General features: G+C 32.8%; 13 protein-coding genes. 8 read left to right on the plus strand and 5 right to left on the minus strand.

Annotated elements, in window-relative coordinates; all coding sequences use genetic code 11:
* The first annotated feature begins 121 nt into the window (after nucleotides 1-121).
* From LV469_08365 to LV469_08375, 3 genes are read left to right on the plus strand one after another with little or no spacing between them, the layout of a single operon-like run.
* The gene (locus LV469_08365; protein UHR02636.1) at nucleotides 122-229 is read left to right on the plus strand and encodes a thioredoxin; all 108 of its coding nucleotides are present in this window, start codon (nucleotides 122-124) and stop codon (nucleotides 227-229) included.
* Nucleotides 216-1,115 carry a 4Fe-4S binding protein gene (locus LV469_08370; GenBank protein UHR02637.1) on the plus strand — a complete coding sequence of 300 codons (900 nt, stop codon included), beginning with the start codon at nucleotides 216-218 and terminating at the stop codon, nucleotides 1,113-1,115. The genes LV469_08365 and LV469_08370 overlap by 14 nt, the downstream gene beginning before the upstream one ends.
* 33 nt (nucleotides 1,116-1,148) lie before the next feature.
* Nucleotides 1,149-2,075: a redoxin family protein gene (locus LV469_08375; protein UHR02638.1), complete on the plus strand. Its 927-nt coding sequence runs from the start codon at nucleotides 1,149-1,151 to the stop codon at nucleotides 2,073-2,075.
* A gap of 224 nt (nucleotides 2,076-2,299) precedes the next feature.
* Here LV469_08375 and LV469_08380 read toward each other — a convergent pair whose 3' ends face one another.
* The 4 genes from LV469_08380 to LV469_08395 all read right to left on the minus strand — a co-directional run bounded on the left by LV469_08380 (nucleotide 2,300) and on the right by LV469_08395 (nucleotide 6,647).
* Nucleotides 2,300-4,219 (minus strand): ABC transporter permease, encoded by a 1,920-nt coding sequence (locus LV469_08380; protein ID UHR02639.1) that lies wholly within the window; start codon nucleotides 4,217-4,219, stop codon nucleotides 2,300-2,302.
* Nucleotides 4,206-4,964, minus strand: a complete 759-nt coding sequence (locus LV469_08385) for an ABC transporter ATP-binding protein (GenBank protein ID UHR02640.1) — start codon at nucleotides 4,962-4,964, stop codon at nucleotides 4,206-4,208. Before LV469_08385 ends, LV469_08380 begins: the two co-directional genes overlap by 14 nt.
* Nucleotides 4,965-5,044: 80 nt before the next feature.
* On the minus strand, nucleotides 5,045-5,899 hold the full coding sequence (locus tag LV469_08390) for an ATP-binding protein (GenBank protein UHR02641.1): 855 nt from the start codon (nucleotides 5,897-5,899) through the stop codon (nucleotides 5,045-5,047).
* Between the two features lie 73 nt (nucleotides 5,900-5,972).
* Nucleotides 5,973-6,647 (minus strand): response regulator transcription factor, encoded by a 675-nt coding sequence (locus LV469_08395; GenBank protein ID UHR02642.1) that lies wholly within the window; start codon nucleotides 6,645-6,647, stop codon nucleotides 5,973-5,975.
* 379 nt (nucleotides 6,648-7,026) lie between these two features.
* Between LV469_08395 and LV469_08400 the strand changes: the two genes are divergently transcribed.
* From LV469_08400 to LV469_08415, 4 genes are all read left to right on the plus strand, one after another.
* Nucleotides 7,027-7,452, plus strand: coding sequence for a hypothetical protein (locus tag LV469_08400; GenBank protein UHR02643.1), 426 nt, complete (start codon nucleotides 7,027-7,029; stop codon nucleotides 7,450-7,452).
* A gap of 1 nt (nucleotide 7,453) precedes the next feature.
* Nucleotides 7,454-8,023: a TetR family transcriptional regulator gene (locus LV469_08405; GenBank protein UHR02644.1), complete on the plus strand. Its 570-nt coding sequence runs from the start codon at nucleotides 7,454-7,456 to the stop codon at nucleotides 8,021-8,023.
* Nucleotides 8,014-9,081, plus strand: coding sequence for a DUF2871 domain-containing protein (locus LV469_08410; GenBank protein ID UHR02645.1), 1,068 nt, complete (start codon nucleotides 8,014-8,016; stop codon nucleotides 9,079-9,081). The genes LV469_08405 and LV469_08410 overlap by 10 nt, the downstream gene beginning before the upstream one ends.
* Before the next feature lie 142 nt (nucleotides 9,082-9,223).
* On the plus strand, nucleotides 9,224-9,709 hold the full coding sequence (locus LV469_08415) for a hypothetical protein (protein UHR02646.1): 486 nt from the start codon (nucleotides 9,224-9,226) through the stop codon (nucleotides 9,707-9,709).
* Nucleotides 9,710-9,771: 62 nt separating this feature from the next.
* Here the strand turns inward: LV469_08415 and LV469_08420 are convergent, their stop codons facing one another.
* Nucleotides 9,772-11,460 (minus strand): M3 family oligoendopeptidase, encoded by a 1,689-nt coding sequence (locus tag LV469_08420; GenBank protein UHR02647.1) that lies wholly within the window; start codon nucleotides 11,458-11,460, stop codon nucleotides 9,772-9,774.
* Between the two features lie 327 nt (nucleotides 11,461-11,787).
* Between LV469_08420 and LV469_08425 the strand changes: the two genes are divergently transcribed.
* Nucleotides 11,788-11,934, plus strand: a complete 147-nt coding sequence (locus LV469_08425; protein UHR02648.1) for a hypothetical protein — start codon at nucleotides 11,788-11,790, stop codon at nucleotides 11,932-11,934.

Consider the following 11,934-nt stretch of genomic DNA (forward strand, 5'->3'; position numbering starts at 1 on the left):
TTTTGTTAAGATTTAGCTTAACAATAATTTTATATATGATATTGTATCATTGTCTCAAGCTTATAAGAAAGGGTGAAAAAAAATTAGTTCAAAAGTTAAAACAACTATTCAATTTCTACTTATGATACTTGGAATCGCCATGGTGGTCTTCGGACTTTATAGAGGCGAGGGCGATACTGTTTTGCAAAAAGCGATAAAGCTGTGTTTGGAGTGTGTTGGAATTGGATAAAAAGTCAGGTCTCATATCTCAAACAATAGCCAAATTCAAGCTTTTGATCCAAGCAGTAGCAACGATTTTGACTAATATACACTTGCCTAATTTCTTAAAAGGCGAAATATATAGGGGAAGATTTAAAAAAGTTTGTGTGCCGGGCTTGAATTGCTATTCTTGTCCGGGTGCAGCTGGAGCTTGTCCAATAGGAGCCTTCCAGGCTGTAGTGGGTTCCTCAAAATTTTCATTTGCCTACTACATCACAGGCTTTTTAATTTTGCTTGGCATGCTTTTGGGAAGGTTTATTTGTGGATTTATGTGTCCATTTGGGTGGTTTCAAGACCTTGTCCACAAGATTCCAAGCAAGAAATTTTCGACTAAAAAGCTCCATTACTTGAAATATTTAAAATATGTGATATTTCTTGTAATGGTCTTGGCACTTCCCATCCTTGTTACTAATGAACTTGGCATGGGCAATCCCTTCTTCTGCAAGTACCTCTGCCCACAAGGGGTACTGGAAGGAGCAATTCCCCTATCAATTAAGAATGCTGGCATAAGGGCAGCTCTTGGGAAACTTTTTTCATGGAAACTCTCCTTACTAATTGCTGTCCTGGGCTTTAGCATTTTTACTTATAGACCATTTTGTAAATTTATATGTCCTCTAGGAGCCTTTTACGCAGTTATGAACAAGTTTTCATTTTTGCAAATGTTTGTAAATGAAAAGTGCGTTTCTTGCGGCAAATGTAAAAGGGTTTGCCCCATGGATGTAGATGTTGTCAAAAACCCAAACTCAGCAGAGTGTATAAGGTGCGGAGTTTGTATAAAATCCTGTCCTACTAAGGCGATAAGCTATAAATATGGACTTGGAGTTTTGAAGTGTGAAAAGGCTGATAAAAAGCCTTGATATAAATAAAAGTTAAACTAAAAGGAGAAAATTATGAAAAACATGACAGGTAAGAAAAGATTTATAGCAGGAGCTCTTGCTCTAATAATGGCAGCAAGTCTAGCAGGATGTGGCAAGAACAAGACTACAAACAAGGAGCAGGCAAATCCTCCAAAGCAAGAAGAAAGCCAAAAGGATGAGGCTAAAAATGTGGAAGAAGTAAAGAAAAAAGTTCAAGAACTTCTAAATGAAGAAAATCAAATCATGGAAAGGGATAAGGAACTTTGGGACAAGCTATTTGCAAAAGTTGACAAAAAAGCAGATCTTGAAAACAAAGATGATTCCTATGCGGGATTTCTTTTCAAAATTATAGACAAATACAAGGACAATTTCACTGAAGAAGAACTTAAAACTCTAAAGAAGAGTGCAGAAGAAATTCAAAAGTTGGACGAAGAAGTTGCCCTTTATGAAAAAGATTTAAAGGAAAATATAGAAAGCAAGTCTGAAGAAGCCATGGCAGATAAATTCCCAGCCTTCAAGGGACAAGATTTAGACGGAAATCCGGTTGATGAAAGCATATTTAAGAAAAATGCAGTAACTGTTGTGAATTTCTGGTTTAATGGATGCGCTCCTTGTGTAAAAGAACTTCCAGAATTGGAAAAGTTAAATCAAGAACTCAAGGCTAAGGGAGCTGGCGTGATAGGCATAAATACGGAAACACTTGATGACAACAAAGGAAAAATAGAAGAAGCTAAGCAAATCATGAAAAAACAAGGAGTTCAATATCCAAATATCACTTTTGAATCTTCTAGTGATGCAGGAGCTTTTGCCCTTAAAATAATGGCATTTCCAACTACAATTTTAGTAGATAGAAATGGCAACATAATAGGTCAACCTCTACTTGGAGGCATTGACCAAAAAGAAAATTATGACAAGCTCATGAAAGCAGTCGATGAAGTTATAGCAGCCGATCAAAAATAAAGACTAAATATGTACCTCTAAATCCAAATTGAACTGACCATCAGAAGTTGGACTTAAAAACCAACTAAAGGAGGTCAGTTCAAATGGATATGGGGGTATTTTTTATTTGTAAGATAATAGAAAAATCTATTATAGGCGGGATTTATCTTATCTTAACTTGACACAATGATATAAGGAGATTTAATTGTAAACAATCTTTTCTTCTTAAAATAATCAGACTTTGATTAAATTATCTTGTAATATGCTCTGCTACTTAATTTGTAATAAATCAAATACAAGAGAGCAAAAATTACAAAGCCTATTATAAATGATGTAATTTTTAAGCTATCATTTACAACACCGAGCATGACGAAGATGTTAGAGATTATTTTAAAGGCAAAGGTCACATGGGTGCCTGCCACAATCAAAGGCAGGAAGAAAAACACTGAAACTTCTTTATCTATAGTCTTTTTAATTTTCCCTTCTCCAATACCCAATTTTCTGAGTGCTTTATACTTATTTTTGTCTGCAAAACCCTCTTGTATCTGCTTATAATAAATGATTAGGCCAGTCGCCACCATAAATATAAGACCCAAGAAAATTCCTACGAAAAATATTGCCCCGTAGAGTTTGCAGGTTTCTAAGAGAAAATCATCATGAAAGCCTATGCCAAATTCATTTTGGATATCCTTAGTTTTTTCCTTAAAAATAGCCATATCATCATTACTTAAATCGAAATTATATACACTTACTATTTTATTTCCATCTATGTTTAGATTTTCATCCAAGTTTTTAACGACGATATAATAAAAATCAAACAGGTAGGATAGAATCGACGTATTTCCAGAATTTTTATATGGATAATCCATAAGATTTACTTTTTTAATAAATTTTTTGCCTTTGATATTAAGTTCTGAAAAATCGGCTAATTTAGAATCTTTATAAAGTAAAAACTCTCCATCTTTTAGCTTAGAAGCTTCCGATATTGAACCGTCGTGTGATTCTACAACTATCCCCATGGCCTTATCATCAATTTTTTTTGGATTTTCGAAGGCGTAACTTTTTCTCATAGCCTTAAAGGTTTTTCCATCTTTTTCAAAGGCAAGGATGACATTCTTGTAGTCTTGAATATTTTTTGCGTGTAAATTATTTTCTTTGATGATTTTTTTAACCTGATCTATTGAATATGCATCGCCCGAATTTATGCCTACGTCTCTTGGATATTGCCTTGCTGCCATATCATCGACACTCCTTATAAGGGCTATGGCTGAAGATAATAAAATAATGGCAGCTGTAGACATTATTGTAATAGAGGCAAGGCCCTTGGCATTTGACCTTAATCTGAAAATCAAACTTGATATAGATATAAAAGATTCTGGTTTGTAATATGATTTGGACTTTTTCATTATTTTTAAAACCACAATTGAAAGTGAAGAGAACAAGAAAAATGTTCCAATCATTACAAGGACAACCGCCAAGAAAAAGTATGAAATAGTTTTTAAAGGATTGTCTATAGTCTGGGCTATAAAATATCCATAACCAATCAAAACTACTGCGATAATTGCACTTATAACCATTCCCCTTGGTCTTTTGAAGGTCTTTTCTTCCTTAAATAGCTCAAGTAATGATTTTCTTCTAATTTTTATAACTCTAGTTAGTAGAATTAAAAATGAAATGGATGCAAAGACTACAATTGATATAAAATAAGAACTTGGACTAAAATGTATTGAAAAATCCGCATGGAACTTCATAATTTTCAAAAACATTGACTCAAGCAGTTTATAAATAAGAGTTGATGACAAAAGTCCGACCAAAATCCCAAGGGTTGATATTATAAAACTTTCAAAAGCCAAAATCTTTGAAAGTTGTTTTTTATCCAGCCCCAAAATTGCATAGAGGGAAATCTCCTTTAGTCTTTTATTTAATAAAAACCCATCAGAATAATATAAAAATATCAGAGAAAATATTCCTATTAGGTAAACTGCAATCTGAAGTACCAATCTCACACTTGTAATTTTGTAAAATTCATCTAGGCTGGGTGAATTTATCAAAAGCAAAATCGAAGTCAATGAAAATACCATAAAAGAAAAAATCAAAATATATGGCAGATAGACTTCCTTATTTTTTCTAATCCCATCTAGGGCAAGGCGCTTAGTGAGTTTCATTTTTAGCCGCCCTTAAAAAGTTTAGTGAATCCGATATCCTCTTATAAAACTTTTCACTAGTATCATCTGCCTTGTAAATTTCATTAAAAATCTTGCCATCTTTTATAAATAAAACTCTCTTAGCAAAAGACGCTGCAATATTTGAGTGGGTTACCATAAGGATGGTATTTCCATCATTATTTATTTTTTCGAAATACTTTAGCAAATCTTCACTTGATGACGAATCTAATTGGCCTGTAGGCTCATCTGCTAAAATTATTTTAGGATTTATTATAAGAGCCCTTGCTACAGCTACCCTTTGCTTTTGTCCGCCAGATATTTCTGCCGGATACTTATGCAAAAGTTCAGCAATACCAAGCTTATTAACAATAGCTATAAGCTTATCTTCAAAATCATCTGGATTTTCTTCCCTTAAAACCAAAGGCAAGAGGATATTTTCCCTCACATCAAAATTATCTAAAAGATTAAAATCTTGAAAGATATAGCCAAAATTATCCCTCCTAAAATCTGACTTTTCCTTATCGGATAAGGACAAAATTTCCTTTCCATCAAGGAAAATTTGTCCGCTAGTTTCCTTATCAATTAAGGAAATGATATTTAAAAGTGTGGTCTTTCCTGATCCAGACTCGCCCATGATGGCTACAAAATCCCCGTCTTCGACTTTCAAATTTACATCTTTAAGGGCACTTACTGCATTAGCCGAATTTTCCTTATAAATTTTTTTTAAGTTTTTTATTTCTAACATTTTTTCACCTCTCATAATATAATTATCAAGGCTTTACAAAAATAAGTCCCTTTGTCCAGCTTACAAAGAGACTTATTTTCTTACAATTTTGTAAGTTTTGGAAAAAATATCAAAACTTTTGTGAATTTCCCCTCTTTTGATTCGATTTTAATACCTAAATTTAAGTCATCACCAATTGATTTTACAAGATATAAGCCAAGTCCAGTTGAAGAACCAAATTTCCTGCCATTTTCACCTGTATAACCCATTTCAAAAACCCTTGGCAAGTCAGTTGCCTTAATGCCAATCCCATTATCTTCTATGATAAGTGATCCATTTTCAAAATATATTTTTATCTTGCCACCTGTTTTCGTATATTTTAAAGCATTGTTTAAAAGCTGACTGATAATAAAGCCTAGCCATTTTTCGTCAGTTACAGTCATAAAACCAAGGTCGCCAACATCCAAGCTTATTTTTTTGGAAATGAAATCATAAGATTTCTCCCTAATTATTTCCCTAACTAAGGAGTCAATTACAAGGCTCTTAAAGACATAGTCGTTGGTTTTTGAATTAAATCTCACAAATCCAAGGAGAATGTTTAAATATTCCTCAATCCTCTTATTATTTTTTCTAAGTTGGTCAAAGTCAGGCGATGAATCAGCTAGGACTAGGTTATTTTCGGCTATCGGAGTCTTTATCTCATGGATCCACAGACCATAAAAATCCTTCATATCGCCTTCCATATTATTATAGGAAAGCAAAAGGGATTTGTATTTTTTATCGAGATTTTCAAATTCATCTAGGATTATTTTTTCCCTCTGACTTGGATTTTTTGAAATTTCTACAAAAGTGGGGGCATCTTGGTTAAAATACTTATAAATAAAATAGGCTAAAAAAATAAAAAAGTTTATCAAAAATCCATAAAAGATTGGAAATTTTTCTAAGTCAAAACTCAAGAAAACCAACAAATAAGTAAGGTTAATTATAATAAAAAAAATAAAAGACACCTTATTTTCTTTCAAAAAATTCCTAAGCTTCAACATAATAACCGAGTCCTTTTTTGGTCTTTATAAAATCAATGGCGCCAAGATTTGACAAAGACCTTCGCAGTCTAGAAATATTGACTGTAAGGGTGTTGTCATCTATATAAATATCTGTGGCCCACAAACTTGTCATTAGCTTATCCCTCGAAACAACAATTCCCTTATTTACCATAAGAGTTTCTAGGATTTTAAATTCATTTTTAGATAGGCCGAGACTTTTTTCTCCAAGTTTAACCGTCATGGACTTTAAATTTAGGATTAGTCCCCTAATTTCAAGACTAGATAGATTTTCCTTATAATCGTAAGTCCTCCTTAAAAGCGCCTTGATTTTTGCTAGCAAAAGATCTATTTCAAAGGGTTTACTCACAAAGTCATCAGCTCCCATTTCCATGGCCATTATTTTATTCATTGTATCTTCTTTAGATGATAAAAATATTATAGGCACATTTGAAATATCACGAATCTTTCTAGTCCAAAAATATCCATCAAAATAAGGAAGGGTGATATCCATTACTACAAGATTTGGTCTTTCAATCTTAAAAATATCAAAAACCTTTTCAAAATCATGGGTAAGGATAGTTTCAAAACCCCATTTCTCAAGCTCATTTTTTAATTTTTCTGAAATTATCTTACTATCGTCAACTATAAGTATCTTAAACATAGAATCTCCTAAAAATATTATAGCACAAAATATTTCAATCCCAGAGAGGATGAGAGTGCGAGATTTATCTAGTTCAACTGAGTTTTATAAAGTTGTAGATAGGTTATTTTTTCTTTAAGCATTAATAGGTGGCTTAGCTATAAAAGCTCTTGAAACATAAATAAATGACTTCAATAATAAAAAAGACCGGAAACATTTTAGCAAATTGGTATGGGTAGGTTTCTTTAAAACTTTTCATGAAGAAATCTATTTCGAAAAATTGGGCTGCAAATTTTACAAATTTTACAATTTTTTATAAAAAACAAATAGCCTATTGAATTATGACACTGTGTCACTTATAATAATAAGAAAATGACACAGTGTCATCGGAGGTGTTAAGATGAAATCTAAAAATACATTTGACAAGAAAGAACTTTTAGAAATAGCTGGACTTGTTTGGATATTTGCAGGCTTTATGGTTATGAAGGTGGGAATAGAGGCCTACTTTAAACTAAAGGCAAATGCTCTTTTCTATATTCCGATAATTATTTTAGTATTTGGCATTTTCTATTTTGCGATTTTTAGAAAGCTGGTTAATAAAAATTTTAAAAGGATAGCTGATTTGGAAAAAGAGCGGAGGAAATTTTTAAACTTTATGGACAAGAGGAGTTATTTGACAATGGCTATAATGATGAGTAGTGGAATTTTAATTAGAAAGCTACTTCATCTGCCTGATTTGTTCTTCTTTACCCTTTATACGGGGATTGGAGCTGCCTTATTTGTTGCTGGAGTAAGCGAAGTGGTTAAGACTAGATTGGAGATTTGATATGGCGAGTGAAACTTTTTACAATTTAAGCGAAGACAAGAAGGAGAGGATAATAGATTCTCTTAAAAGGACTTTTACTAAAAAAAGTATTTTTGAGGCAAGTGTCAGGGAAGTGGTTGAAGATTTAAATATTGCAAGAGGAAGTTTCTATCAGTATTTTGAAGATTTAGAAGATGCTTATTTTATGATTTTGGACATGGAAACTGTGGATATTCACCATTTGTTTCAAAAAATTTTAAGAGAAAACGAGTTTGATATTTTTAAATCCCTTGAAATATACGCAAAGGACTTGAGTCGGATTTTATTTGAAGAAGAAAATTATTCTATATATAAAAATAGATTTCTCCATTGGACTTGTGAGTTGGAGGGCAAGTGGCAGAAGTATAAAAAAGAAAAGTCTAAAAACATGGATCTTGAAAATTTTTACATGGATGAGAGGATTCATTTTATAAAGGCGGTAGTCCATGACTTGATAGAAAGAAATTATATAGAAAAATGGACTAGAGAGGAATTTTTAGATAAATTTGAAAACTATATAGCTTGGTTAAAAGGAGGAATAAAATGGGATTAGGAGAAAGTTTATTTGATCTTACTTATTTGATACTTGCAATAGGTATGGGAGTGAGGTTGCTTTTAGAAAAAAATAAAAACGCAAAATTATTTGGTCTTATGGCTGTTGTTTTAGGAGGGGGAGATGCCTTTCATTTAATTCCAAGAGTCATATCTCATATGAGTCCTTTGGGTTTTGAAGCTCATGAGCTAAGTCTTTCTTATGGAAAAATGATTACAGGTATAACTATGACAATATTTTATCTGCTATTTTATTTTTATTATAGGGAAATCTCAAAAGACAAAAATGATATGAAAAAATGGACTATAATTATCCTTTCAGTAGTTAGGATTATCCTAGTCATCTTGCCGCAAAACAAGTGGTCAAGTGGTGGCAGCTATACTATGGGTTTGGTGAGAAATATTCCATTTTTAATAATGGGAATTTTATTAATAGTCTGGTCTTATAAAAATAGAAGGACAGAAGGCCTAAAACACATGGGGCTTTTAATATTTTTAAGCTTTTTATTCTACCTTCCAGTGGTCATTTGGGTAGATAAGATACCCGCGCTTGGCTCGCTTATGGTGCCAAAGACTCTAGCCTATATATTTATAGTCTGGGAAGGCTTTAAATACTCTATAAAAGATTTTAGCCCTGACAATTTATTTAATATGTCTATAACTTACGCAGTGATGGGCCTTTGTGCAGGAGTATTTTATAGAGAATTTACTAAGTATTATGCTTTCATAAAAATAACCCACTTAGGCAAGATGCACGTTCACACTCTGGTCTTGGGGATGCTAGTAATGGCAGTTTTTTATTTACTTTCAAAAAACATGAATCAAGCAGAAATTGAAGATTTAAAAAAGCCTATTATCATCTATAATGTTGGGCTAGTCTTTACAATGGCAAATATGATGCTACTAGGAATCTATGAAGTGGTATCTGAAGGGAGCCAAACATTAAATAGCAGTGCCATGGAGGGCATATCTGGGCTAGGACATATCATCTTAGGCTTTGGACTTTTATACACTCTTTTAAAGCTAAAAAAACTATCTGTTAGATCGATTAAAATATAAATAAGTAAAAAGCGTTGTAAAATTTCAAAAATTGACCCTTGTTATTTTAAGAATTTCTTAGAAAGTTTTTAATTTTTTCTTTTGATTTGCTTGATATAATCCAAGACATAGATATATCTAAATGAAACTTGAGGAGGAAAAAATGAAAAGAAATTTTAAAAGAAAAATAGGTTTAATTTTTCTAATATTCTGCCTAGTTTTAGGCTTATATGCCTGTGAGAAATCAAATGCTTCTGATTATTCACAAGAATTGGTATCTTACGAAGATGTAAAAAAAGAATTTGCTCAAACTGTAAAAGAGTTAACTTGGCCAGAAGGATATGAAGTGCCGAAAGAAATCGACCAAGAAAAGGACGACTCACAATATGAAAAAGGATTTGGAAACACGAGAGCAAGCCTATATTGGGAAATTGCTTGGGAAAGAGAATGGCTAAACACCTACAAGAGTGACTCTGAAAGAGCGAAAAAAGCCTTGGAAGAACTTGAAAAGGCAAAATCAATGCCCTATATGTCAGCTGAAAAGTGCGATGATGCCACAAGAGATGCCTTTTCGAAATATCTAGAACAGGCAAAAAATGGGGACCCATCTGGCTTTGAAGAAAATATCAAGCTAAATGCTCCTGAATAATTTAATATAAAAATCAAAAACTCCTAGCTTAAACTAGGAGTTTTTAATAGATTTAGATTTTATTATTTAATTTTAGTTTTCAAATCGGCAAGCAAGTTTTCCAGCTTGGGTTTCATTTCTTCTATCACATCTGAGGTCATAGGATTTTTTATCTTACCAATTTCTATTAGGTCAAAGAAAGCCTTGGAGCCGCCAGCCTTGCAGAGGGTAATGTATTCTTGCAAAGTTTTGTCCTTATCTTGTAGATATTTTAAAAGATATTGGAAGGCGCAAACTTGTGCCAGGGTATAGTCGATATAATAAAGAGGCGAGGTGAATATGTGCATTTGACCGAACCAGTAAGTGCCCTTATTTAAAAAGTCATTGTCATAATTAAGATCGGGTTGGTAGGTCAATTCTAGCTCTTTATACTTGGCTTTTCTTTCTGCAGGACTCGCATTTGGATTTTCATAAACCCATTCTTGGAAATGGTCCACTGTAACTCCGTATGGCAAGAAGCAGATGGCGTCTTTAAGAGCAGAGTATCTGAACTTATCAGCATCATCAAAAAACTTTTCCATCCAGGGCCAAGTCAAAAATTCCATAGACATTGAATGGATTTCACAAGCCTCATAGGTAGGCCAAATATATTCTTCGATTTCTTGATATTGAGACATATAGTTTTGGAAAGCATGGCCAGCTTCGTGAGTGATGACATCTATGTCCCCCTTGGTTCCGTTGAAGTTTGAGAAGATAAAGGGGGACTTATATTTATCAAAAGAAGTACAGTAACCTCCGCCCCTCTTTCCGGGAGCAGCCACTAGATCCATTAAGTCATTGTTCACCATGAAATCAAAAAACTCTCCAGTTTCTTTCGAAAGCTCCCTATACATGAGCTTGGCATTTGAAACTATAAAGTCCTTATCTCCTTGTGGGATGGGATTGCCGCCTTTAAATTCGACAGGCCTATCATAAAATTTAAAATCATCTCCCAAGCCAATATCTTTTGCTTGGTCTTTTCTCAGTTTCATAGCAAGAGGACTTATATTTTTTAAAATCTTTTTTCTGTAAAGGGCAGAGTCATCTCTGTCATAGTCAGTCCTGCAAAGCTCCTTATATCTAAAGTCTATATAATCCTTGTAGCCCAGAGCCTTAGCCATTTGGTCTCTAGTTTTTACCATCTCATCATAGATAGAATCAAGCTCGGCTTCATTTTTTTCAAACCATGCCCACTTGGCATCATAAGCCGCCTTTCTTCTTTCTCTATCGACATCTTGAAGTAGAGGTGCCATTTGAGTTAGTGTATAGGTCTTTTTTTCAAATTCTATTTTGGAATTGGCAAGCAGATTTTGATATTTAGAAATAAGGGCATTTTCCTTTTGCATAAAGGGGATGGCATCCTCTTTTAAAACAAGAGAACAATCCAAAAGTTTTAGATAGTGATCTCCGATTTGTTTTCTTATATCTTCTTTGAATTTGGAATTTAAAACAGCTTTTGCAAATTCAGAGTAAAGATTTCCGAAAATTGGTCTTGCTTCATTGAAAAAGTCCTTTTCTTTATCATAAAATTCATCATTTGAATTTATTGAATTTCTAACTTCGGAAAGACCTGCCATGGTGTTTAGGTCTTTTGAAAAAATAGAAAATTCCTTTATCGTCTTTATAGTCTCATCAGCAGACTTTGCTTCATTTATTTTTTTTATAAAATCTTTGTAAGTAGCCTTGACCTCATCCAAATCGGGTCTTACATAAGGCATATCATTAAATTTCATTTACTTCCTCCTTGTCATATATCATATTTTATATCTTAGTTTATGGCTTTAAAATTTTCAATAATTTTAACAACCGCAAAAAGCCCAGCATGAAAATAAAATAAGTTTTTAATTATTACTTTCACAAAAACATCATTGATAGAAATTATTATAACATGAGCATTTTCACCTTGTGATTTCTATAAAGAAAGTATTAATTAAGAAATATCTTTCATTTGGTTTGAATGCATGACCTTAATGTGCTAAAATAAATTATCAAAAGTTAATAAAAAGATAGAAGAAACTTCATAGTAAATTGACATTAATGGCAGGAGATTATAAAATTATATGAAGACTATCATCCAGGATTGTTTGCTGGTTATCGCTAGGAACGATTCTATTTTTTTATTAATTGAGTCTATGGCGATAGACTTGAAAACACAAAGTGTAGAGTTTATACCTTCTAAGCTCTATACAGAAACTAGAATGGAGTAA

This window comes from Peptoniphilus sp. GNH (assembly GCA_021307325.1).
Taxonomy (GTDB): domain Bacteria; phylum Bacillota; class Clostridia; order Tissierellales; family Peptoniphilaceae; genus KA00134.